The sequence below is a fragment of the Bradyrhizobium betae genome, assembly GCF_050632175.1.
Lineage (GTDB): Bacteria > Pseudomonadota > Alphaproteobacteria > Rhizobiales > Xanthobacteraceae > Bradyrhizobium > Bradyrhizobium betae_B.
In genome coordinates this window covers 2,408,667-2,432,301 of sequence record NZ_CP192576.1, presented here as the reverse complement: position 1 = coordinate 2,432,301, position 23,635 = coordinate 2,408,667, and the positions used below count along the sequence as shown (strand labels likewise).

20 protein-coding genes and 4 pseudogenes are annotated in these 23,635 nt (G+C 61.3%); 14 read left to right on the top strand and 10 right to left on the bottom strand.

The features are described from left to right. Positions 1–5: 5 nt before the first annotated feature. Positions 6–137, bottom strand: coding sequence for a hypothetical protein (locus ACQ86E_RS11835; protein WP_259174463.1), 132 nt, complete (start codon positions 135–137; stop codon positions 6–8). A gap of 186 nt (positions 138–323) precedes the next feature. Between ACQ86E_RS11835 and ACQ86E_RS11830 the strand changes: the two genes are divergently transcribed. The 9 genes from ACQ86E_RS11830 to ACQ86E_RS11790 all read left to right on the top strand — a co-directional run bounded on the left by ACQ86E_RS11830 (position 324) and on the right by ACQ86E_RS11790 (position 8,777). Next, on the top strand, positions 324–650 hold the full coding sequence (locus tag ACQ86E_RS11830) for a hypothetical protein (RefSeq protein WP_431205534.1): 327 nt from the start codon (positions 324–326) through the stop codon (positions 648–650). Further along, entirely contained in the window at positions 643–939 is a 297-nt protein-coding gene (locus ACQ86E_RS11825) for a hypothetical protein (RefSeq protein WP_431205533.1), read from the top strand. Before ACQ86E_RS11830 ends, ACQ86E_RS11825 begins: the two co-directional genes overlap by 8 nt. A gap of 163 nt (positions 940–1,102) precedes the next feature. After that, positions 1,103–1,381 carry a DUF1488 family protein gene (locus ACQ86E_RS11820; protein ID WP_431205532.1) on the top strand — a complete coding sequence of 93 codons (279 nt, stop codon included), beginning with the start codon at positions 1,103–1,105 and terminating at the stop codon, positions 1,379–1,381. 460 nt (positions 1,382–1,841) lie between these two features. Beyond that, positions 1,842–2,270: a DUF6932 family protein gene (locus ACQ86E_RS11815; protein WP_431206451.1), complete on the top strand. Its 429-nt coding sequence runs from the start codon at positions 1,842–1,844 to the stop codon at positions 2,268–2,270. Continuing rightward, positions 2,267–3,664, top strand: a complete 1,398-nt coding sequence (locus ACQ86E_RS11810) for a helix-turn-helix domain-containing protein (RefSeq protein ID WP_431205531.1) — start codon at positions 2,267–2,269, stop codon at positions 3,662–3,664. Before ACQ86E_RS11815 ends, ACQ86E_RS11810 begins: the two co-directional genes overlap by 4 nt. Then, complete coding sequence (locus ACQ86E_RS11805) at positions 3,664–4,287, top strand: DUF4186 family protein (protein ID WP_431205530.1); 624 nt, start codon at positions 3,664–3,666, stop codon at positions 4,285–4,287. Before ACQ86E_RS11810 ends, ACQ86E_RS11805 begins: the two co-directional genes overlap by 1 nt. A 325-nt stretch (positions 4,288–4,612) precedes the next feature. Further along, positions 4,613–5,251 (top strand): hypothetical protein, encoded by a 639-nt coding sequence (locus ACQ86E_RS11800; protein ID WP_431205529.1) that lies wholly within the window; start codon positions 4,613–4,615, stop codon positions 5,249–5,251. Positions 5,252–5,550: 299 nt separating this feature from the next. Beyond that, complete coding sequence (locus ACQ86E_RS11795) at positions 5,551–6,417, top strand: hypothetical protein (RefSeq protein WP_431205528.1); 867 nt, start codon at positions 5,551–5,553, stop codon at positions 6,415–6,417. 59 nt (positions 6,418–6,476) lie between these two features. Next, on the top strand, positions 6,477–8,777 hold the full coding sequence (locus ACQ86E_RS11790) for a patatin-like phospholipase family protein (protein WP_431205527.1): 2,301 nt from the start codon (positions 6,477–6,479) through the stop codon (positions 8,775–8,777). Between the two features lie 123 nt (positions 8,778–8,900). Here the strand turns inward: ACQ86E_RS11790 and rpmB are convergent, their stop codons facing one another. Then, positions 8,901–9,212: a 50S ribosomal protein L28 gene (gene rpmB / locus ACQ86E_RS11785; protein WP_431205526.1), complete on the bottom strand. Its 312-nt coding sequence runs from the start codon at positions 9,210–9,212 to the stop codon at positions 8,901–8,903. A 495-nt stretch (positions 9,213–9,707) separates the two neighbouring features. Here rpmB and ACQ86E_RS11780 point away from each other — a divergent pair, with 495 nt between their 5' ends. The 5 genes and pseudogenes from ACQ86E_RS11780 to ACQ86E_RS11760 all read left to right on the top strand — a co-directional run bounded on the left by ACQ86E_RS11780 (position 9,708) and on the right by ACQ86E_RS11760 (position 16,514). Then, on the top strand, positions 9,708–10,571 hold the full coding sequence (locus tag ACQ86E_RS11780; RefSeq protein WP_431205525.1) for a DUF3108 domain-containing protein: 864 nt from the start codon (positions 9,708–9,710) through the stop codon (positions 10,569–10,571). A gap of 554 nt (positions 10,572–11,125) precedes the next feature. Beyond that, positions 11,126–14,552: pseudogene (locus ACQ86E_RS11775) on the top strand (helicase-related protein). 64 nt (positions 14,553–14,616) lie between these two features. Further along, positions 14,617–14,898 (top strand): annotated as a pseudogene (locus ACQ86E_RS11770) (RNA-binding S4 domain-containing protein); the annotation flags it as partial. 131 nt (positions 14,899–15,029) lie between these two features. After that, positions 15,030–15,368 carry a ferredoxin FdxA gene (gene fdxA / locus ACQ86E_RS11765; RefSeq protein ID WP_194479143.1) on the top strand — a complete coding sequence of 113 codons (339 nt, stop codon included), beginning with the start codon at positions 15,030–15,032 and terminating at the stop codon, positions 15,366–15,368. A 348-nt stretch (positions 15,369–15,716) separates the two neighbouring features. Then, positions 15,717–16,514, top strand: coding sequence for a CarD family transcriptional regulator (locus ACQ86E_RS11760; protein WP_431205524.1), 798 nt, complete (start codon positions 15,717–15,719; stop codon positions 16,512–16,514). Positions 16,515–16,649: 135 nt separating this feature from the next. On the opposite strand, the gene ACQ86E_RS11755 is transcribed toward ACQ86E_RS11760, so the two are convergent. The 8 genes and pseudogenes from ACQ86E_RS11755 to cyoB form a co-directional block, all read right to left on the bottom strand. Further along, a complete protein-coding gene (locus ACQ86E_RS11755) occupies positions 16,650–17,009 on the bottom strand; it encodes a hypothetical protein (protein WP_431205523.1) in 360 nt (119 codons plus the stop codon). Positions 17,010–17,066: 57 nt separating this feature from the next. Continuing rightward, the gene (locus ACQ86E_RS11750) at positions 17,067–17,615 is read right to left on the bottom strand and encodes a hypothetical protein (protein WP_431205522.1); all 549 of its coding nucleotides are present in this window, start codon (positions 17,613–17,615) and stop codon (positions 17,067–17,069) included. 250 nt (positions 17,616–17,865) lie between these two features. Continuing rightward, positions 17,866–18,399, bottom strand: coding sequence for a response regulator transcription factor (locus tag ACQ86E_RS11745; protein WP_431205521.1), 534 nt, complete (start codon positions 18,397–18,399; stop codon positions 17,866–17,868). Beyond that, positions 18,389–19,809 (bottom strand): annotated as a pseudogene (locus ACQ86E_RS11740) (ATP-binding protein). The gene ACQ86E_RS11745 and the pseudogene ACQ86E_RS11740 overlap by 11 nt, the downstream one beginning before the upstream one ends. Further along, positions 19,781–20,632 (bottom strand): SURF1 family protein, encoded by an 852-nt coding sequence (locus ACQ86E_RS11735; RefSeq protein ID WP_431206450.1) that lies wholly within the window; start codon positions 20,630–20,632, stop codon positions 19,781–19,783. Before ACQ86E_RS11735 ends, ACQ86E_RS11740 begins: the two are co-directional and overlap by 29 nt. Beyond that, a complete protein-coding gene (gene cyoD / locus ACQ86E_RS11730; protein WP_431205520.1) occupies positions 20,629–21,009 on the bottom strand; it encodes a cytochrome o ubiquinol oxidase subunit IV in 381 nt (126 codons plus the stop codon). Before cyoD ends, ACQ86E_RS11735 begins: the two co-directional genes overlap by 4 nt. After that, positions 21,006–21,635 carry a cytochrome o ubiquinol oxidase subunit III gene (gene cyoC / locus ACQ86E_RS11725; protein WP_431205519.1) on the bottom strand — a complete coding sequence of 210 codons (630 nt, stop codon included), beginning with the start codon at positions 21,633–21,635 and terminating at the stop codon, positions 21,006–21,008. The genes cyoD and cyoC overlap by 4 nt, the downstream gene beginning before the upstream one ends. Further along, positions 21,636–23,632: pseudogene (gene cyoB / locus ACQ86E_RS11720) on the bottom strand (cytochrome o ubiquinol oxidase subunit I). It abuts the gene before it with no gap. Between the last annotated feature and the right edge of the window lie 3 nt (positions 23,633–23,635).

Genomic DNA, 23,635 nt, shown 5'->3' with positions numbered 1-23,635 from the left:
TCGCCCTACTTCTTCTTCCCCGACCCGATCTCCGGCTGCCACGCATCCTTGCGGCTCGGTGCCGCGGCGCTCGTCTTGATCTTGTCCTTCTTCGGCTTCTTGGTCTCGCGATTGCTGCGTTGCTGTCCCTTGGCCATGATGTCGGTCTCCTCTAGACGCGCAATGATGCGTCAGCGTACGCCCGCGGTCGGGCGATAGCGAGCGCCAAAGCTGTAGCCTGCGCGCCGATGCCGCCGAAGAAAGCGTTGGCTATTGCGGCGAAAGGGGCGCATGTTCGTCCCAGCAGCGTCGGTTGGGGCCTGACCCGCGAAAGGCAGGCTTGCATGACCATCCGCTCGCGGCGCGAAACCATCACATTCCGGCATCCGGCCCACATTCGCGGCATCGCACGCGCATTGCCGGCCGGTGCCTATGAGGTCGTCACCGACGAGGAGATGATCGAGGGCCTGTCCTTCGCATCCTGGCGCCGCATCGCCACCATGATCACCGTGCCGTCCGAAGGCGTCAGGGGCGCAACCGAGATGCTGTCGATCGGCTCGGTCGACCTCGCCGATGCGCAGGCGGCCGACGCGCAGGCTTCGGATGTGCAGGCCGCCGATGTGCAGGCCTCCGATGTTCAGGCCTTGGAGGCAAGAGTTGCCCATGACTGACGTCCCGGTGGATCTCGACAAGCATCGCGGCATGGCCGCCCAGAAGGCGACCGATCTGCGCCGCGCGCTGGCCGACGTCGAGAACAATGTCAGGGAGCTGCGCGAGCGCGAGGCTGACCTCGAAAACCGCATGATGTCGGCGCCCGCCACCTCGTGGCCGGAGGCCGCGGTGAAGGCGCGCTATCTGCTCAACCTCTATGCCGCGAGCCTGTCCACCGAAGACACCCGCCACCGCGCTTTGGTGGCCGCGCTGTTCGACGATTTCGCCAAGCTCAGCGGCGAGAGCTGAAGCCGGCCGCAAGCACATCTGTCGTCCCCGCGAAGGCGGGGACCCATAACCCCAGGGAGCGGTTTGACGCGAAGGCGGCTACTCCGAGTCCCCGTAAACCACTTTCCCTGTCGTGATGAGTCCCTGCTTCAGCCGGGACGACGCGCGCAGCAAAGGATACCCCATGACACTCACGACCAGCCGCTTCATCGGCCACGACCAGGACCGCGGCATCGTCCAGTTCTCGATGCAGGACGGCCCCAGGGAATTCGCCTGCGCGATCTCGACCTCCGCCATGGACGACCTCGAACGCGGCCCCCGCGCCCGGCCCAGTGAGCGCGAAGCCCAGTTCACCCGCCTGCGCGAGCGCATCGAAGCCTGCGTGGAGCGGAAGTATCAGGCGACGGAGTTCGAGGGGACGCCGCCGGGGATCGTGCTGCGGAGCATTGATTTTCGGGGGTAGGGGGAAGACGGGGCCCTCCGGAGTTCCGACGTCCAACGTCGGGCACTTGGCAAATGGCGACTTCCGGCGGCTGATAAATGTTGGCCTTGACGCGGCGCTAGGCCGGCCGGTTAGTCACTGTGCCGCCGGAATTGAAGCACCATCAGCCGCACTGCATCCTGCTCATCTTGCGCAGCCAGCAATGAGCCTTCAAGACATTGGAGATGTTCTCGTCACAGCAGATGACGAGGTTTAGAGCCGGAGTGTGGTGGGTATCCTTGGTACGAACCTCGCGGTGATGCTATCGCGGTGAGTTTAGCAGGACCATTCATAGTTCGAAAGTCGAGTGGCGTGACGGCAAAAGGTGTCGCACGCTCAGATTGTGTCGCGCCCTTGGCGTTCAGCACAGTATCCGACGCCGAAATTTATCTTGTCAAAGAACATTTAGTGAACTATATAGTTACAACACAGGAGTTGTAGCCTGATTCCGCAATTTGACCCTGCGACTGGTTACCTCCCTCCGGGAGAGCACTTCGCCCGATGGAACGAGTTCGCGCTAAGGTTTGGAGGAAATCCTTCCCGCGAACGCCTCCTTATTGGATTGCTACGAATGGCAAAGAATCTAGCTGGTGCGGGATGCACGTTCTTTTTGGTGGATGGCAGCTTCGTCACCGACAAGGACGTGCCTAGCGACTTTGATGCGTGCTGCGACTTCTCGGGCATTAACGTCGCAAAGATAGATCTCACTCTGTTCGGAAGCCGTGAAGAGATGAAAGCAGAGTATTACGGAGAACTCTTCCCTGAACACTACATGGCTGATGACGAGTACACATTCCGTGAGTTCTTTCAGACTGACAGGGATGATGTGCCAAAAGGGGTGGTCCGACTAGATTTGAAAAGTCTCCCATGATCGCCACGGATCATCAGTATCGGACTACTAGAGATCGTCTTGAGCGGTTCACTCAAACCTTGGCAAAGCTCAAGAGTGGCTCGGAGCACGATCTTCTTCACCAAGCTAGAGTCAACGCCATTTTGGCTCAAACCGAGAGGCTGAAGGCAGAGTTAAATGAATATGATGATCTAAGGTCTGGGAATGTAACTCAGATTGATGCGAGTAGTTTGCTCGATTTGCCCGTCGCGCTAATCAAGGCGCGAATTGCGAGAGGATTGAGCCAATCCGCTCTTGCGGAATTGGTGGGTGTTGCCCCTCAGCAAATCCAACGATGGGAATCTGGAGCTTATCGAAAGGTTGCGTTCGAGACATTGTCCCAAATCGCTACCGCGCTGAATGTTACGGTGTCCGAGCGGATCGATCTTTCCCGCGCGGCTCCGGTGCCTTTGAAAGGGATACGGAGGTCGCTCCAAAAGCTCGGTTTTCCGAGTGAGGTGGTGGACAGCCGCATCTTTCCTTCGAGCGCAGTGGGCGAAGACATCTCACTCTACGATGAGCTCGATGGTCGCATCGGCTTGTTGCTTGGGATAGGTGTTCGAGACCTTGCCGCCGGCAGAGCAAGTTTGCAGACTTCTCAGTTGCGCTTCAAGTTGCCCGCATCGGCTAGTCAGACTAGGACGCGGGCGTATTCGCAATATGTTGAAGCACTTTGCCGAATTGTTGCTAAGACGTCGGTGACGTCTCCATCAGCATTGCCAATCTCGTGGCAAGAAATGAGTATTCTGCTCTTTCCAAGCCGGCAAGCCTCTCTTGAGAGCGCACTCAGGGCTGCTTGGTCTGCGGGCATAGCGGTAGTGCCGCTTGCGGACGCGATCGCTTTTCACGGCGCCTGTTGGCGAGAGAAGAGCAGGACGGTGGTTGTTCTTAAGCAGAGCTCAAAGGAGGAGTCGCGTTGGCTTCTAGACCTTATACACGAGCTCTATCATGCCGCTTCCGAGCCGCTAGATAAGGAATTCGCTATTCTGGAAGAGGAGGAAACATCCGACGCCCGACGTAAATCAATTGACGAACGAAGAGCTCAGCGGTTCGCTACGGAAGTAATTACTGGGGGTCGTACCCAGGAACTCACGGATCGTATAGCTCAACTTGCCGCCAACCAAGGGCCTCGACTGAAATCGGCTACTCAGGCAGTAGCCAAAGAGTCGGGTGTTCCGGTGGGCGTGTTGGCAAATATCTTGGCGCATCGACTTGCCGAGTCGGGAGTCAATTGGTGGGCTGTCGCAGCAAATCTACAATCCAGTTCGGGTGAGCCGTGGAAAATCGTTCGAAGAATTTTCTTTGAACGCGCAGACTTGAGTCGGCTCTCACGACTGGAGCGAGCGTTCTTGTTGCAAGCATTGGAGACGAGCTGATGTCGGAGCTCCAAAAAAATCCCCTTGACGCTGAGATGCCTCCACTCAAAATTACGTGCACTAGTGTTGATTGTGAGCACAACCTGCACTGCTTCTTAAAGAAGAGAGGGATGCGGGTTGAAGATCACGGTTCTTGCCGGGCTTGTGGAGCAAGGCTAGTAGACTGGCCCCGGCTTCATCGCCGAGATCCATCCGACACCGAGAATACCTTCAAGTCTCTCAAGTTCGAGGTTATTCGACATCATATGTGGCATGTGATGTTTGATGACGCCGCTGCAAGAAAAGCTAAGAATCAAGGGCGGTCGAAGCTGTACGCGGACGTAAAATCGCGGCTTCGCTCGTCAATTGGCAAGGCCGCTGGTGGATTTGACGGCAGGCAAACTCCTCTGCAAGGAAGAGTAGTTTACTATGCTCAGCATGCAACAGCTACATGTTGCCGAAAGTGCATGGAATATTGGCACGGGATCCCTAAGGATAGGGCGCTTACCGAACCGGAATTGGAGTACGCCGCGATGTTGGTTCGAGCTTACCTTGATGATCGATTGCCCGATCTTCAGGACGAGGCAGTTCCAAGGCCTCTGCATGCGACATCAATTCGGAAATCTGAAATTGGGCGTCGCTAATAGCGAGCAGTTGGTGGCGTTGCTCCGCGGGAGGTGTCTCGACGTGGCTGAGCGCAGGATTTTGCTTTCGCGAATTGAGGACTCCGCTCAAGCTGCAGATCTTACCACGCCGCCGAACTGTGGAGGTGTAGGGCGCATAAGGCATTTCAAGTCTTTCCAAGGCTCTTGTTGGCCGCTCAATCCCTTACCGGGACTGCCAGCAGCTGGATGGCTTGGGTCAAAATTTATGCACCAATACACGGCGCAAGTATTTCAAGTTTCGGGGTGCTCATTTCGGTGTTGGTATTGCTATGTACCCTTTTCCTTACTTGTAGGAAATGAGCGCGTGTCGGAATGGCTCGATGCCGATGAGATGATAGACAGGTATCTGGCTGAACCGGAGCAGCCGCGTATTATCGACTTATCAGGCGGCTCACCGGATCTCGTGCCAGAATGGATTGCTTGGACGATGGACGCGCTGCGATCGAGAGAAATGACGCGGTCAGTATATCTTTGGTCGGACGACAACCTCAGCTCGGATCTGCTGGTGCAACCGAGTCAGAGCAATCTTCTTCGAGAAATCGAGAGGTACGAGGGTTACGGAAGAGTCTGTTGTCTGAAGGGGTTCGATAAGGTTTCGTTCGCCTTCACCACAGGGGCTTCGGAAGAAGGCTTTGAACGACAGTTAGAAATACTGAAGCAGTATTCTCGAACGTCAATCGATCTTTATGGATACATCACGTTGGCCTGTCCCTTGGTTAAAGACATCAAGGGACGTGTCCAACAATTGTTGGACCGACTTCAGGCAATGAGCCCTGAGTTTGTCAGGAGAATCGTGCCGCTCCGGATCGAGCAGTTTTCTCCAATGTTAAGTCGGATGAACGTTGCTCGAAGCGAGGGCCTAAAGTACCAAGACGAAGTGGCATCTGTTTGGGTAGAGGAGTTGTCGTCGCGGTCTATCCGCCCAATTTGGACGCAACCATGACGTACGATGTAACGTCAGCTGACCTTCTAACGACTGTTGAGGCGAATCTAACTCGCGCAGGCTCTTTCGCGGAGTTAACAGCCGTTTGTAATGGCGCTTTCCCAACCGCGATAGTCGATGCTCTAAGGCAGCTAACCTCTAAGTCGCTTGTTGCAACTCAGCGATTGGAGCAGGCGTCTAAAATAGGGGAGGGACGCCCATTTTCGGACCCTCGACTACCGCTTCCGCATCCTCTCGACTTCGAATGGCGATATAATAATCTGACTGCAGACAAGCTCCTCGCAACGGCCAAGTCCCTAGTGACGCCCGACGGCGTGCTGCTCTTGGCCGGCACGCCGGCTCTTGCTCTTAGAGCTCTGGACACTGGATTCCCAAAGTCATTCGTTTATGCCTCAAAATCGGACGATCCCGTAACGTCACGATTGCAGCAACTGGCTAACGGAAACATTCACTTCGTTGATATACGAGATAATCTACGCGCAGTTCAGGCGAGTGTCGCGATCGTCGATCCTCCCTGGTACGACGACATCGCTTTGCCTCTAGTGACCCACGCGCTGCGTGGGGTGAAGCTAGGCGGAGCGATTCTGATCGGAGTTCCCGATCGGCTAAGCGGATGCCACTGGGCGGAGTTGCTAACGTCCATTGCGGACAATCCGCTGCCGTTCGGCCTGGCCCATGCGCGAATATCAAATTGCGAGCTCCGGTACGAGACGCCGCTCTTTGAACTCAATACCTTGGTTCGCCTCGGAATTGGTTCGGCGCATCCGCAATGGCGTACTGGCCGGCTGGCTTTCGCTCGCAAGACTTCTGCGTTTATGCCGATCCACAGTTTCCCACCGCTAGATTGGCGTGAAGTGCGTGGGGCGAACTGTCGCCTACGATTTCGAGGCGAGCTGGAGGGCGCATCCAGGACCTTCGTTACTCCTTTTGGAGTGCGAGATACTGTCAGCCGGAGCTCAGATTGGGTTCGTACGGACGTCTACTGGACGGCCGGAAACCGCGTTGCTTACGTGGCAGGTCAGCGCGAAGGAGATGTTGGGCAGCCCTTGAACACCGTTCTCGACCAACTCGAAAAGGCAGAAATTGCGGAGGCTCGCAAGCTGTTGAATGTCCAAGAGGATGGCAAAAACGTTATGGATAAGGTGCAAATCAGGCTACACACTTAACCTAGCACACAATATATGGTTGGTCAGGCTGCCAATGATGGCTAGGAATGGAGGCGCCCATGGGCATCGTAATTGCATTTTCAGGGCCGATTGGAGCGGGAAAGTCGACCATTAGCCAAAAAGTGGCTGAGTTGCTTCATTGGCCTCGCGTCAGTTTCGGCGAATACGTTCAAAAGGTTGCAGCGGAGTATGGTGAGGATCGGGACGACCGTACGGTTTTGCAACGTTTAGGGCAGGCCCTCGTGCTGGCCGACGTTGATGGCTTCGTCGATGGCGTCTTGCGGGAAAAACAGTGGCGCAACGCAGCCGGAGAAGGAAATCTTGTAGTTGATGGGTTGCGGCATGCAGAAGTTCGCCATGCTCTGGTTCAGAATATCAAACCAAATACGCTCAAACATGTGTTTGTTACAGTAGACGAAGACACTCGGCAGCAGCGTGTGTTTAAAGAAGACAATATCGAGCCTAGATTGCTCATGCGTTATGATCAGGACATAACCGAGGCTCAGATTCCTCGAATTATCCGCGAATACAAAGATATAGAGGTCAGCGGAAAACTGCCTGCGCCGGTTGCTGCAAAAGAGATAGTTGCCAGGCTTGGCCTGCAACTCCCCTATGGTAGCCGCCGAATAGTTCTTGCACACCCGATGAAGGCATTTGGTGTTTTCGAGGGCGGAGGGGCGAAAGGCTATGCACACGTTGGCGCGCTCCATGCAATCGAAGCGCGCGGTATTAAACTTGAAGCCGTGGCGGGTTCGTCGATTGGTGCGGTAATTGCGTTGCTCGTTGCATCTGGATTCTCTGCGAGGGAGCTATTTCACTCCGCAGACGAGGGCAAATCTGGCCTGCTCTCGGCTAGCTGGATTGATCACCTGAATCAGACAGATTGGGCGGCCTTCAAACTATTTCATGATGAGTATTTTCGTGGCCCCGGGCAGGCCGCGCCGGTCAATCTCAGCTTTCTCGGAATGTGCAAAGTCGCGCTTTCGCTGTTTTCGGCGGCAAGGCGGCACAATCATTTGTTTAGTCAGATATGGACAAGATATGGACTAACGGACAGTGCCGGATTCCGAGAATGGCTCGAAGCAGCCGTGCGGGAAAAATTGGGAGTTGAGAGCGGCCCGGTTTTGTTCCGACATATGAAACTTCCGCTCAAGGTCGTCGCTGGTGATCTTCTCAGCGGAAAAATGCGCGTATTTGGAGGGATGAGAGACGCCGACTTAAACGCAATTGATGCGGCCGTTGCTTCTGCCTCATACCCTCTCTTCTTTCAGCCGTACAAATTTGAGGGTAGCCTGTTTGTCGACGGTGGTCTGGTCTCCAATCTCCCGGCTTGGGTGTTTGATGAAGAGCGATCAACCCAATCGAAGCCAACGCCAACCTTTGGCTTTCGATTTGTAGAGGTCCCGCTAGTGGGGCGTGTGCAGCCGACCGCTACATTGCCTACCTCGTTCCCACAATTCTTTAAACATCTAGCCACTACGGCGGTTTTTGGTGGCCAAGAGTTGGGCGCTCGCGGGATAGACGATTACTATGCTTTTCGCCTCGCTGCTGATATCGACACCCTTGCTTTTGATGAAATCGAGGCAAAAGCGCCTACCCTTATTGAAGCAGGTCGTAAAGGAGTAAGCGAGTTCTTTGACTCGCAGCTTGGACCTAGCGATCCTGATTTTATAGAGATGCTTCTCGGCATCGTCGCGAACTTCATTGTGCAGGCGCTTGATCGGCGGGCGAAGGAAAAGCTTTCTCATTTGAGAAGCTTCGTTCTTATCAGGCCTTCCCCGAATATTATTAAGGTAGCCTATGCGGCGAATGCGACGGAAGATGCGGACGATCGGCTCAGGATCCGATCAGACGCTCCCGGTATGGCACAATGCTTCTCTGTAAAGGAACCTGTGCTCACGATTGTACCAGATGTCCCGCATGCGATTCGGGTAAACCCCGCTCTCAAGTATGAACACGCTGCGCGGCCGCGCGATGTAATCACGAACTATGCGATCCCCATTTTTGCTGATCCAGAAAACTGGTTGAGGAGCCGTCCGGATCTTCGTGATGAACCAATCGCTGTTCTTGTGATCGACTCTTCTAACGAACTTGCCTATTTGCTGCAGCAACCAGAGTTCGAGGATAGGCTAGCGACGTACGCTCAGATATGCGGCGAATACCTTCGCGGCGGTACAGTGACGTCTGAATACGCAATGGTGAGTAGTCGCGAGTTGCTGCCATCCGAACTAATTGAGCTCGGCCAGCCTGGCTTTTATGTCTCGGACAGAAAAGTGCGAGTCCTATTTCAGGATGACGAGACCGGCGAACTAGTAAAACGAATTGCGGAGCGCACCAGGTCCGGACCATCACAGGACTAAAGTCCGCGTGGCCTTTCCCTACAAACAAAAACGGCCGGATCTTCCGATCCGGCCGTCACGCAAACTCTACTCGGCTAAGCCTACGCCACGCGACGCAAGCCCCCGCCCAATTCCAAAACTCGCTTAGCTCGCCTTCTTCTCCGGCGCGACCGACGGGCCGACCTTCTTCTGGATGGCGCGCTTCAGCTCGAGGGCGCGCGGCGACAGGGCGTCGGCCTTGGCCTTGAGCAGATAGGCGTCGAGGCCGCCATTGTGGTCGACGCTCTTCACCGCGTTGGTGGAGACGCGCAGGCGCACGTTGCGCTCGAGGGCTTCGCTGATGAACGTCACGTTGACGAGGTTCGGCAGGAAGCGGCGCTTGGTCTTGATGTTGGAGTGGCTGACCTTGTTGCCGACCAGAGGGCCCTTGGCGGTCAGTTCGCAGCGGCGAGACATGGTATCAATCCTCAGGTTCGAACCCCCAACGAGTGCGGCCGCCATTCGGGGCGCCACGGGGGCCAATTCTCTGTCCTTGCAGGGAGCGGGCGGACGTATAGGGGGGAAGGGGCGGGTAGTCAAGGATTTGGGCTGGGTTTTGGCTATCTGCTCCATGCCCCACGATAGGTGTCATCGCCCGGCCAGTGCGCAATTGCGCACCAGGACCGGGCGATCCAGTATTCCGGGACGGTGCGGCTGGAGTCGAGGGGCTGCGGCGTACTGGATGCCCCGCCTTCGCGGGGCATGACAGCGGTGGGGGCGGGGCGAGGTGCGCGTCCCTGACGCCCCCGACCACCAAAACGGCAGTGTTTGCCGCACCTTACCATCACATAAAGGGCGTATTCGCCCCTGAAGTAACAGGTGTGGAGTTCCGCGTCCGACACGCCCAGACGCATTGTTTGCCGCGGTTTTTGGCTTAAGTAACCACCGTCCGCACCCCGATTGGATCGTTTCGTGCCCGCATCCTCCCCCTTCGTGCCCCGGCTGGGTTCTGCCGGCCGGCTGGCTCTGGCGGCCCTTTGCGGGCTCGCCGTGGCGTGGGGAGCCGCGCCCGCGGCGGCGCAGGGCAAGCTCGAGGCGCAGTATGAGGCGACGCTGGCCGGCATTCCCGTCGGCAAGGGCGTCTGGAACATCGACATCGGCGAAGATGTGTTCGCGGCCACCGCCTCCGGCGGCACCTCGGGGCTGCTGAAATCGATCGCCAACGGGTCCGGCACCGGCGCCAGCCAGGGGCGGGTGGTCAATGGCGCGCTGGTCGCGACCAGCTACCAGGCCTCCACCACTACCTCGAAGAAGACCGAACAGATCCACATCTCGCTCGACAAGGGCAATGTGAAGGAGTTCGGCATCGTGCCGGAGCCGCCGGTCGATCCTGATCGCATCGTCGTCACCGAGGCGCACCGCCGCGGCGTCTGGGACCCCATGACCGCCTCGCTGCTGCGCGTGGCCGGCACCGGCGATCCCCTGTCGGCCGAAGCCTGCAAGAATTCCGCGCCGGTGTTCGACGGCCGCATGCGCTACGAGCTCAAGCTCGATTTCAAGCGCATGGAGACGGTGAAGGCCGAGAAGGGCTACAAGGGCCCGGTCGTGGTCTGCGCGATGTATTTCGTGCCCGTGGCCGGCTACATCCCCGACCGCCCCGTGATCAAATATCTCGCCGCCCAGCGCAACATCGAGGTCGCCTTCGCGCCGATCGCGGGCACCCGCATCCTGGTCCCGTTCTGGCTGAAAGTGCCGACCCCGCTCGGCCCGGCCATGCTGGAAGCCACCAGCTTCATCACGTCGGCCCAGCCGCCGAAGGTCGCCAAGACGCAGTGACGTTCCGTACCCTCCCCTGGAGGGGGAGGGTGAAAAAAGCACGCCTTTTCAACGCCGTCGCTACTGTGCATGGGGTTGTTTTCGCCGAACCGAATTTGAAGGGGTGCGATTCCGGGAATCCATTTGACTCCTCCCCGATTCTGATTCGACTCCGCGCCGTCCCCAATTTAACGGTTTCGGGCATCAAATCGTTGCTTGTGCAGCGGGGCGAAACTCCATCTAGTGCTGGTCAAATCAGAGTCCCGCGACATGTTGCGAGAACGGAACAGGACTCTCGGGGAGTCAGCGATTCGGCCGCGATTCGTTCTCAAGTCGTTCCGAAGCTTAAGACCAGCGGGAAAAGCGTCGCAAAGTGAGACAGTTGCGCGGGATTTGGGGAAGCCGCTCCCACACACTCGTTGTCATCGCCCGGCCAGTGCGCAATTGCGCACCGGCATGACAGCGGAGAAAACCGGACCCGCCCTGGCGTTCGGAGACATGGCTGACAGAGCCCCTCGAACCGCCGCCCAGACAGCCCTGACTTTCGCCCCATCAGCCACTACCTAATCACCCAGATGCCCTTTTCCTCCTCCCCCTTCGGCTCCGAGCGCCTGCGTTCCGATCGTGTGCCCGGCGCCGGCGTCACCGCGGTGCTCGGGCCGACCAACACCGGCAAGACCCATCTCGCCATCGAGCGGATGCTCGCGCATTCGTCCGGCCTGATCGGCCTGCCGCTGCGGCTGCTGGCGCGCGAGGTCTACAACAAGATCGTCGCGCGGGTCGGGCCCGAAGCCGTTGCGCTCGTGACCGGCGAGGAGAAGATCAAGCCGAAATCGCCGCGCTACTGGGTCTCGACCGTCGAGGCGATGCCGCGCGACCTCGATGTGTCGTTCCTCGCCGTCGACGAGATCCAGATCGCATCTGATCTGGAGCGCGGCCACGTCTTCACCGACCGCATCCTCAACCGACGCGGCCGCGACGAGACGCTGCTGCTGGGCGCCGCGACCATGCGCCCGATCATCGAGCGGTTGCTGCCCGGCGTGTCCATGATCACGCGTCCGCGGCTGTCGCAGCTCGAATTCGCCGGCGACCGCAAGATCACGCGCCAGCCGCGCCGCACCGCCATCGTCGCCTTCTCCGCCGACGAGGTCTACGCCATCGCCGAGCTGATCAAGCGCCAGCATGGCGGCGCCGCCGTGGTGCTGGGCTCGCTCTCGCCGCGCACGCGCAATGCGCAGGTCGAGATGTTCCAGAACGGCGACGTCGACTATCTCGTCGCCACCGACGCCGTCGGAATGGGCCTCAATCTGGACGTCGACCACGTCGCCTTTGCCTCCGACCGCAAATACGACGGCTATCAGTTCCGCCGCCTGACGCCGTCCGAATTCGCGCAGATCGCCGGCCGCGCCGGCAGAGCCACCCGCAACGGCACCTTCGGCACCACCGGCCGCTGCGGGCCGTTCGAGCCCGAACTCGTCAACGCGCTGCAGAACCACACCTTCGATCATGTGAAGATGCTGCAATGGCGCAATTCGAAGCTGGATTTCTCCTCGCTCGGCGCTCTCCAGGTGTCGCTGAACCAGTCGCCCGGCCATGAGGCGCTGACGCGCGCTCCCGTGGCCGAGGACATGCGCGTGCTCGACCACGCCGCCCGCGACGCCGATGTGCGCGATATCGCACATGGCAAGGACGCGGTGGAACGGCTGTGGGAGGCCTGCCAGGTCCCGGATTACAGGAAACTGTCGCCCGCGGCCCACGCCGAGCTCGTCACCACGCTCTACGGCTTCCTGATGCAGAAGGGCTGCATCCCCGATTCCTGGTTCGCGGCCCAGATCGACCAGGCCGACCGCGTCGACGGCGACATCGACACGCTGTCGGCCCGGATCGCGCAGATCTCGCACCTGGACCTTCGTCGCCAACCGCCCGGACTGGCTGAGAGACCCCGAACGCTGGCAGGGAATCGCCCGCGAGGTCGAAAATAAATTATCGGATGCGCTCCATGAACGCTTGACTGAGCGTTTCGTTGACCGCCGGACCAGTGTATTGATGCGCCGCCTGCGGGAGAACACGAGCTTGAATACGGAAATCGGCAAGACCGGCGAAGTCATCGTCGAAGGCCATGTCATCGGCCGTCTCGATGGCTTCACCTTTGCACCGGATGCGGCGGAAGCCGGCTCCGATGCGAAAGCCTTGCAGGCTGCCGCGCAAGCGGTGCTCGCCGGCGAGATCAACGCGCGTGCCGAAAAACTGGGCGGCGCGCCCGACGAGCAGTTCGTGCTGACGTCGGAAGGCATCATCCGCTGGACCGGCGACGCCGTGGCGCGACTGTCTGCCGCAGAGGACGCGCTGGCGCCCCGCATCCGCATCATCTCCGACGAGCGTCTCAGCGGCCCGCCGCGCGAGAAGGTGCAGGCGCGGCTCGAGCTTCTGGCTCAAGACCCACATCGAAAAGCTGCTCGGGCCGATGTTCGAGCTGTCCAAGGCCGAGGACGTCACCGGCATTGCCCGCGGCATCGCCTATCAGCTGGTCGAGGCGCTCGGCGTGCTCGAGCGTCCCAAGATCGCGAGCGAGCTGAAGGATCTCGACCAGTCCTCGCGCGCGACCTTGCGCAAATACGGCGTCCGCTTCGGCGCCTATCACATCTATTTCCCCGGGCTTTTGAAGCCGGCCGCCCGTGCGCTCGCCGCGCTGCTGTGGGCGCTGAAGCAGGACAATGTCGATCTGTCCTCGCTGTCGGGCGCGCAGCATCTAGCCTCGTCGGGCCGCACCTCGTTCCCGGTCGACAAGCAGCTGCCGCGCGATGCCTATCGCGTGCTCGGCTACAAGCAGGCTGGCGAGCGCGCCGTCCGCGTCGACATCCTGGAGCGCCTGGCCGATTTGATCCGCCCGGCGCTGGCCTGGCGCGAGAATTCGCCCGGCGAAAAGCCCGCCGGCACGTTCGACGGCCGCAGCTTTGTCGTGACACAGGCGATGACCTCGCTCACCGGCTCGGCCGGCGAGGATTTCGCCTCGGTGCTGCGCGCGCTCGGCTATCGCATGGAGAAGCGCGCACCGTTGCCGCCGAAGCCGGTCGCTGCTGTCGTGGAGACGCCGGCCGCCGAGGCTGAAGCCGCCGTGGCCGAAACGCCGGTCGAGGATGCCACGGTGCCCGCGGACACCGCGATCGAAGCCGCCGGCGAGCCTGTGACCGTCGAAGACGCGCCCGGCATGGAGCAGCACGACGAGCCCGCCCCCGAAGAGCCGGCGCTCGAAGCCTCCCCGAGGCACCCGTCACGCCCGAAGACGCCCCCGGCATCGCGCCGCCGGCGGACGACGTCGCTGAGGTCGCTCCGGCTGAGACTGCTTCAGTTGAGGCGGCTCCAGTTGAGACGGCCGCGACGGAAGCTGCAGCAACACCCGATGCTGCCGCGCCCGCGGAAGCCGCGGCCGCGCCTGCCGAGCCTGAACTCATCGAGGTCTGGCGTCCGGCCGGCCGTCACGAGGATCGCAAGCCGCGCCACGAGCGCCATCGCCATCAGCGCCATCACAATCAGCGTCCGCAGGCGGGCGCCGAAGCAGGCGCCGCGCCCACCGAGGCAGCAGCGCCCGGCGAAGCTGCCGAAGGCGGCAAGCCAGGTGAGCGCCATCGTCATGGCGGCGGTCGCAGAGACGGCGGAAGGGATTTTCGCAAGCCGCGCGAGGGTGGTGCTGAAGGCGCGCCGCGCCAAGAGGGACGTGACGGGGCGCGCGACGACAAGAACCGCCGCTTCGAAGGCAAGGATCGCGACAAGGATCGTGATCGCAACAAGGGCAAGTTCGGCGGCGATCGCAACAAGGGCAAGCCCGGTGGCGACCGCGACAACCGCGGCCGCGACAAGGGCCGCGATCGTCAGGGTGGTCCCTCGCTGCGCCCCTACGCCTCGAGCGCGAACCCGCGCGAGCGCGATCGTCCGGCTGATCCGAACTCGCCCTTCGCAAAGCTCGCTGCGCTGAAGGAGCAGTTGGCCGGGCGCAAGGAATAGCGTTCAAGCGAAGTATGGAGCGGTTCGCGTGAAGACGACGCGTTGGATGGAGTGAGCCACGACCGAGCGGCAGCGCCTCGACAAATGGCTGTGGCATGCGCGGGTGGTGAAGGCGCGCACCTCTGCGGCTGAGCTCGTCGAGACGGGCCGCGTCCGCATCAACGGCGCCCGCGAGACGTCACCGGGGCACGCGATCAAGACCGGCGACGTGCTCACCATCGCGCTCGATCGCACCGTGCGGGTATTGAAGGTGCTCGCGTTCAACGAGCGCCGCGGTAATGCCGCCTCGGCCCGCGTGCTCTACGAGGAGCTCAGTGAAGCTAATCCGGATTCTCAGCGCAATTAATTGCGCTTTGAATTCATTTCTTGGTCCGCCAAACACACAAAGCCGTCATGATCGGCCGTTCCCGACCTTGCAGCGCCGGGCCATCCGCGCTACGCAAGCCCGACTTTTAAAAGAGCTTTTCGGAGCGTTGGATGACTTACGTCGTCACTGAAAACTGCATCAAGTGCAAGTACACCGACTGCGTCGAGGTCTGCCCGGTCGATTGTTTCTACGAGGGCGACAACATGCTCGTCATCCATCCCGACGAGTGCATCGACTGCGGCGTGTGCGAGCCGGAATGCCCAGCCGATGCCATCAAGCCGGATACGGAACCGGGCCTTGAAAAGTGGCTGGAAGTGAACACCCAGTACGCCAAGAGCTGGCCGAACATCACCCAGAAGAAAGAATCACCCGACGACGCCAAGGAATTCGACGGGATGGAAGGCAAGTTCGAGAAATATTTCTCCCCGAACCCCGGCTCCGGCGACTAATTCGGGCTCAAACTTAACCCTAATACCTTCGTGAACGCTGAAAACCAGCCCTGAAGACCCCTAAATCATTGATTTTTGCGGGAAATGTGCTATATTGGGCACATTAAGCCGAACCCCCGTCAGCCCAGTTGGCCCCGTTGGGTTCCCGTGAAACCAAATGTCGAACAGGGGCGTGGCAGTTTCCGCGCGCAGGCTGTGTCACAGAAAACGCGTAAAAAGAGTACTTCTGCAAAGGCTTCCCATAAGGAGGCCAAAAAAGTCGCCACGGCCAGCCGTAGCGCATCCAAGGGTCGGACCGCTGCCAAGGCGCCGCCGGCTGCAAAGTCCTCGAAGAACAAAAGAAGCGCAATGCCTCACAAGACTGCCAAACCGGCCGCGAAAGCGACCGTTGCAAAGCCTGCTGCTGCCAAAGCCCCCGCTGCCAAGCCCGTCGCCCCGAAGGCGCCCGTTGCTGCCGCTTCTGCCAAGGCCCCCGTTGCTGCTGCGAAGCCGGTCGTGAAGGCTGCTGCACCCGCGCCGAAGGTCGAGGAAAAGAAGGTCGTGACCCAGCGTCAGGGCTTCAAGGCCAACGAATTCGTCGTCTATCCCGCTCACGGCGTCGGCCAGATCCTGGCCATCGAGGAGCAGGAGATCGCCGGTGCGAAGCTCGAACTGTTCGTCATCAACTTCATCAAGGACAAGATGACGCTGCGCGTGCCGACCGCCAAGGTCGCCAATGTCGGCATGCGCAAACTGTCCGAGCCGGCGCTGGTGAAGAAAGCGCTCGAGACCCTCAAGGGCCGCGCCCGCGTCAAGCGCACCATGTGGTCGCGCCGCGCCCAGGAATACGAAGCGAAGATCAACTCGGGCGACATCGTTGCGATCGCGGAAGTGGTGCGCGACCTCTATCGCTCCGAATCGCAGCCTGAGCAGTCCTACAGCGAACGCCAGCTCTATGAAGCGGCGCTCGATCGTCTGTCCCGCGAGATCGCGGTCGTGCAGCACTCGACCGAGACCGAAGCGGTCAAGGAGATCGAGGCCCAGCTCGCCAAGAGCCCGCGCCGCAACGCCAAGGCGGAAGCCGCCGAGGGCGAAGGCGAGGCGGATGCCGAGGGCGAGACCGACGAGACCGATGGCGACACCACCGTCGCCGACGAGGCCGCGTAAGCTTCTCATCGCGTCGATCGCAACACATCAAGCCCGGCCGCTCGGCCGGGCTTTTTTGTCGTCGCCTTTTCGGTATCGACGGCTCAGCGCCGGGCTTCGCGCGTCCGGCCCCGACCAGTCACTCCGGATGCGGGTTCACTCGCAGTACCGCTTGCCGCCGAAGTCGAAGCACTTGGCCGCGCTGATCGAGGGATCGCGGTGGTGTACGCGATAGGCCGCCGTCCGAACCCGCACATGATGCGGGCGGACATGAGGAGCGGCAGCCGTGCATCGATCCGCCAGATCCTTGTCGGCGACGGTCGTCCAGGAGAAGCGTCCGCCGTCCGAGCGGCAGATCAGGGCAATCGATTTCTGTACGCATAGGAACGCGCCGTCGCTGTAGCTCCTGCTGGCGTAGACGCAGGTCGGTGTGGCCGGCTCGGCCTGGCCTGGCGCGGCGGCTGAAAGCGCCGCGAACGCGGCCAGCGCGATGGTGAGACTGTGCGAAATCTTCATGAACGGGGCTCGCTATGGTCGGAAGGGCGGGGCGCGCTCTCAGCACCCGGTTTTGGTCTAGTGCTCGAAGACATTGCCGGCCTGGATCGAACAGCTCGTATTGCTCACATGTGCCTCCTTGATCTCGAGGCTCGCTCCATTGATCAAGGAGCGTCCCCGCGCGATTGCGGTGCCGTTCTCCCGGCCGAGGACCACATTGGCGGTACAGCCCGAGAAGTCTGCGTTGAATTCGATCCGCACGAGACGGACACCGCCGGCGAACTGCGTCGTCACGATCAGAGACCGGCCGCTTAGCCGGGCCTGCTGACTTCCCGCACCGTCCGATCCGACACTGCTGGCCTGGCCTGTCTTCGGCCTGCCCCTGCCGCCGCCGTAAACTGTCCGCCGGGCGAACACGCGGCCCTCCGACGACACGTAGGCACTGAGCGTGTGCGCAAAGCTCTTCGGCGCAAACTCGCCCATGCCGCCCAGGCGCTGAAGCCTCTCCTCTGTCCATCCCGCCGTCACCGACTTGCCACGCAGTTGCGGCGCGGCGCTTTGCGCCAGCGCCGGGGACAAGCTTGCAGCAAGCAGAAGCGAACACCATCGCGCGCGCGCCAGTAACATCTCGGCCTCCAAAAATGATCTGAAAAACAATATGGGTCTGTGCGCGTTCTCACAGACATGCAGTCACGGCAGCAGAGTGCAATTCACGTCCAGGATGTATCGATCCGTCGCTGCCTGCCATCGGGATCATCGATGATCGCAATTGCGCGGTCAAGATAGGCCGGCCTGGGGCACTGGAGCGAGGCGGCGAAGTCGGGCCGCAATGTCAGTATCGTCCCGGACCTGCGCGAGACCTAGCCGGGACGGCAGTTCACTTCACCGGCCGCTTCTCGAGCTTCCGTGCCAGTGTGCGCCGGTGCATCCCGAGCCGCCGTGCCGCCTCCGAGATGTTGAAATCGGTCTCGATCAGCGTCTGGTGGATGCGCTCCCATTCCAGCGTCTTGATCGAGGTCGGCCGCGCATCGAGCGCGACTTCGACATTGCCTTCGGCCTTGTTGAACGCGGCCTCGATGTCGTCGGTGTTCGACGGCTTTGCCAGGTAGTGGCAGGCTCCCAGCTTGATCGCCTCGACGGCGGTCGAGATGCTGGCAAAGCCGGTCAGCACCACGATCAGCATCTCCGGATCATGCGTATGCAGCAGCTCGACGCAGGCAAGGCCTGAGGCGCCGCCCAGCTTGAGGTCGACGACGGCGTGGCCGAAGGAGCGTTCCTCCAGCACCTTGCGGACCTCCTCGATCGAGGCGGCGAGCACGACGTCATATCCGCGGCGCTCGAACGAGCGCTTCAGCGTGCGCGCGAAGCCGGCATCGTCCTCGACGACGATGAGCGAACGGTCATGCGTCAAAGCTGCCTCCGATCGCGAGCGTTGCGAGCGGCAGCGTCAGGCGGACGGTGGCGCCACGCTTGCGGTGATTCTCGGCGGTCACGCTACCCCCGAGCTTGCGCACGACGTTCACCACCAGGAACAGGCCGAGTCCGCCGCCTGCGCGGCCCTTGCTCGACTGGTAGGGCTTTCCGAGCTGCGCCAGCATCTCCGGGGCAAAGCCGGGCCCGCGATCGCTGATCGACAGCACGAGATTGTCACCCTCTCGCTCGGCCAGAAATTCGACCCAGTCACGCGAGACCTCGTAGGCGTTGTCGAGCACGTTGAAGATCACCTGTTTCAGCGCAACGTCCGAGACGATCGCGACATCCTCGCCGAACGTGTTGACGAAGTAGAGCGTGCGCGCCGAGCGCGCGTCGCGCCACTCCTCCACCAGCGCCGTGACGAAAGCGGTCACCGTGGTTGGCGAAGAGCCTTCGCCGCGCGCTTCCCCGCCGACACCAGGATTCCCGTCACGATCGATTTGCAGCGCTGCAGCGAGGTCTCCATCTCCGAAAGATCCTCGGCGAGCTCCTGATCGGCGGCGAGATCCGGCATGCGGCGCCAGTCGCTGAGGATGACCGAGAGCGAAGCGAGCGGCGTGCCGAGCTCGTGCGCCGCGCCGGAGGCGAGCAGGCCCATGCGGACGATGTGGTCCTGCTCGGCCGCATGCTGGCGCAGCGCCGCCAGATGCGCGTCGCGCTCGCGCAGGTTTCGATTGATGCGCGTGACGAACACGACCAGCAATACGGCGTTGAGCGCGAAGCCCAGCAGCATGCCGGCGACGGTGAGCGTGTAAGTCTCGCTGAGGGGATTGGCCGGCAGGTCGAGCGGCCGGTAGGCCAGGGTCAGCCAGACGAAGCAGGCGCAGGTCAGCGTGACCAGCGACCACGTCGAGCGGGCGTCGAGCAGCACTGCAGCCAGCGTCACCTGGAGCAGGAACAGCGATGTGAACGGATTGGTAGCGCCGCCGCTGAGGTAGAGCTGCGCGGTCAGCGCGGCAACGTCGAGCATCAGCGCGACCAGCAGCTCGTTGTTGGTGATCGCTGCGCGATGGCGCACCCAGACCAGGCTGGAGATGTTGAGCAGGAGCAGTGCGCCGATCACCGCGCCCATCCGTTCGAGAGGCAAGGGGATGCCGAGCCCGAAATGCACGCCGCCGATGGTCACGATCTGGCCGACCACCGCGGTCCAGCGCAGCTGGATCAGCAGCGCCATGTTCTTGCGGTTGGTCTCGTCGTCGGTCGGCGCAGCACCGATCAGCTCGCTGCGCGCGTCCGCTTGCGATTGCAGCGTGACGGCCAGCCCGCCAAGCTCCCTGGCAGGTGCTTGGGCAAGTCCTTCAGGACGCGTCCTGCCGTCGTCAGGTTTGCTCGACGATCGTTCCAGCATCTGATCCCGTCCTGCGGGCGGAGGCGTCTGGGCCGCCGGCCGGTTCGTGGACGAAGCGCCGGCGACGGAACAGCCCGCCGCCGAATGTGACGAAAATCCAGCCCGCCAGCATGAAAGCCAGGGCAAACCACGTCAGCGCGTAGATCAGGTGGTTATTGGGAAAGCGGATCACGGTCAATCCGCCGATGGGGCCGCTCGCGGTTTGTGATCCAGCATCGGCATCGACGAAAAAGGGCGCGACCTCGTGCAGGCCACGGGCGGCCGCAATCGCGGCAATATCCCGCGAGTACCAGCGGTTGTGCTGGGGCACGTTGTTCCGGAGGAAGCCGCCTTTCGGCTCCGTCATACGGAGCAGGCCGGTGATCTCGACCTGGCCGTCGGGATTGCCGTCCCGCCGCGCCGATACGTCGCGCCGCTCCGACGGGACGAAACCGCGGTTGACCAGAACCTGGGTGCCGTCGGCGCGCTGAAGCGGCGTCAGCACCCAATAGCCGGGGCCTTCCTCGGTGACCGCCTGAACCAGCGTCTCGCTGTCATGCAGGAAACGACCGGCGAGGCTGACGTGCCGGTATTCGTCGTTCGCGGCGGTGACCATGGACCATGCCGCCGGCGAGGGGATCGGCTGGGCGGGGGCGTGAACGCGCTGCTCAACGCGGTCGATCAGCGCCAGCTTCCAGGCGCGGCGCTCGACCTGCCAGACGCCGAGCGCGATCAGAGCGGCAAAGACCGCAAGCGAGAGGACCGTGAGCCACAAGGACGGGGAGCGCGCAGTGTCGTAGCGCGCGCCCTCTGTCTTGCTCGTCACGGTCCGGCTTTCGCTCACTTCATCCCCTTCATCTCGTGCATCGGCATCATGTTGCTGTTGAGGTGGTTCATCACCCACAGCGAACCGGACAGTGCGATCACCACCATGACGATGGTGAAGATCAGCGCCATCATGGTCCATCCGTTCTCGGACTTGGGGCTCATGTGCAGGAAGTAGATCATGTGCACGACGATCTGAACGACCGCGAAGGCCATGATGACCAGCGCCGTGATCTGCTTGCTCGGAAGCGCGCCGCTCATCACCAGCCAGAACGGGATCGCGGTCAGCACCACCGAGAGCACGAAGCCGAGCATATAGCCCGAAAACGTGCTGTGGGCGTGGCTGTCGCCGTGGTGATGGTCGTCGGCGTGGGCAGCGTGAGTGTCGGTGTTCATCGCAGAACTCCCAGGAGATAGACGAAGGTGAAGACGCCGATCCAGACCACGTCGAGGAAGTGCCAGAACATCGACAGGCACATCAGGCGGCGGCGGTTGGCCTCGATCAGGCCGAACCTTCCGACCTGCACCATCAGCGTCACCAGCCAGATCAGGCCGCAGGAGACGTGCAGGCCGTGGGTGCCGACCAGGGTGAAGAAGGAGGACAGGAAGGCGCTGCGCTGGGGTGTCGCGCCCTCATGGATCATGTGGGCGAATTCCGAAAGCTCGATGCCGATGAAGGCGAGGCCGAACAGGCCGGTGATCGCCAGCCACAGCTGCGTCTGGGCGATCTTGTTCTGTTGCATCGCCAGCATGGCAAAACCATACGTGATCGACGATAGCAGCAGCATCGTGGTGTTCACCGCGACCAGCGGCAGCTCGAACAGGTCCTTGGGCGCGGGCCCGGCGGCATAGTTGGCGCCGAGCACGCCGAAGGCGGCAAACAGCATCGCGAAGATGAGGCAATCGCTCATCAGATAGATCCAGAAGCCGAGCGAGGTGCTGTAGCCTTCCGGATGCGGGTGTTCGTCGGCGACGTAGAAGACCGGCGCACCGGTCTGCGAGGGATTGACAGCGGCAGTCATTTACTTGGCTCCGGCGAGCAGTTTGGTGCGCGCGTCCTCGGCCCGGACGACATCGTCGGCCGGAATGTCGAAGTCGCGGTGATAGTTGAAGGTATGACCGATACCGACGGCCAGCATGGCGATGAAGCTCACGGCGGCGAGCCACCAGATGTACCAGATCAGGCCGAAGCCCATCGCGGTGGCGAGGCCGGCGAGGATCACGCCGGTGCCTGTGCTGCTGGGCATGTGGATCGGCTTGAACCCGGTGAGCGGACGCTGGTAGCCGCGCTTCTTCATGTCCCACCACGCGTCATTGTCGTGAACGACGGGGGTGAAGGCAAAGTTGTAGTCCGGCGGCGGCGAGGAGGTCGCCCATTCCAGCGTGCGCGCATCCCAGGGATCGCCGGTGACGTCCTTGAGCTGCTCGCGCTTGAGGAAGGAGACCGCGAACTGCATCAGCATGCACCCGATGCCAAGCGCGATGAGGCCGGCGCCGATCGCGGCGATGACGAACCAGATCTGGAGTGAGGGATCGTCGAACACCCGCAGGCGGCGGGTCACGCCCATCAGGCCGAGCACATAGAGCGGCATGAAGGCCATGTAAAAGCCGGTGACCCAGAACCAGAACGACAGCTTGCCCCAGAACGGATCGAGTTTGAAGCCGAACGCCTTCGGGAACCAGTAGTTGATGCCGGCGAACGCGCCGAACACCACGCCGCCGATGATCACGTTGTGGAAGTGCGCGATCAGGAACAGGCTGTTGTGCAGCACGAAGTCGGCGGGGGCACTGCGAGCAGCACCCCGGTCATGCCGCCGAGCACGAAGGTCAGCATGAAGGCGATCGTCCACATCATCGGCAGCTCGAAGCGGATGCGGCCGCGATACATCGTGAACAGCCAGTTGAACATCTTCGCGCCCGTCGGGATCGAGATGATCATCGTCGTGATGCCGAAGAACGAGTTGACGCTGGCGCCCGAACCCATCGTGAAGAAGTGGTGCAGCCAGACCAAATACGACAGGATGGTAATGACCACGGTGGCGTAGACCATCGAGGTGTAGCCGAACAGCCGCTTGCCGGAGAAGGTCGAGGTCACTTCCGAGAAGATGCCGAAGGCGGGGAGAACCAGGATGTAGACTTCGGGATGACCCCAGATCCAGATCAGGTTCACGTACATCATCGGGCTGCCGCCGAAATCGTTCGTGAAGAAGTTGGTGCCGACATAGCGATCGAGCGAGAGCAGGGCGAGCACGACGGTCAGGACGGGGAAGGAGGCGACGATCAGGATGTTGGTGCAGAGCGCGGTCCAGGTGAACACCGGCATCTTCATCATGGTCATGCCGGGGCACCGCAGCTTGACGATGGTGCAGATCAGGTTGATGCCGGATAGCGTCGTGCCGACGCCGGCGACCTGCAGCGCCCAGATATAATAGTCGACGCCGACATCGGGACTGTAACCGATGTTCGACAGCGGCGGATAAGCCAGCCAGCCGGTGCGGGCGAATTCGCCGATGAACAGCGAAGCCATCACCAGCACCGCGCCGCCCACCGTCATCCAGAAGCTGAAATTGTTCAGGAACGGGAACGACACGTCGCGCGCGCCGATCTGGAGCGGCACGACGTAGTTCATCAGGCCGGTGACCAGCGGCATCGCCACGAAGAAGATCATGATCACGCCGTGGGCGGTGAAGACCTGGTCGTAGTGATGAGAGGGGAGGAAGCCGTCCGAGCCGCCGAACGCGAGCGCCTGTTGCGCGCGCATCATGAGCGCGTCGGCGAAGCCGCGCAGCAGCATCACGATGCCGAGGATCATGTACATGATGCCGATGCGCTTGTGGTCAACGGTGGTGAACCACTCGCGCCACAAATAGCCCCAGAGGCGGAAATAGGTGACGCCGGCGAACAGCGTGATGCCGCCGAGCGCGACCATGACGAAGGTGCCGACGAGGATCGGTTCATGCAGCGGCAGCGAGTCGATGCCGAGACGGCCGAAGATGAGCTTGAGAAGATCAGGAGACATGCG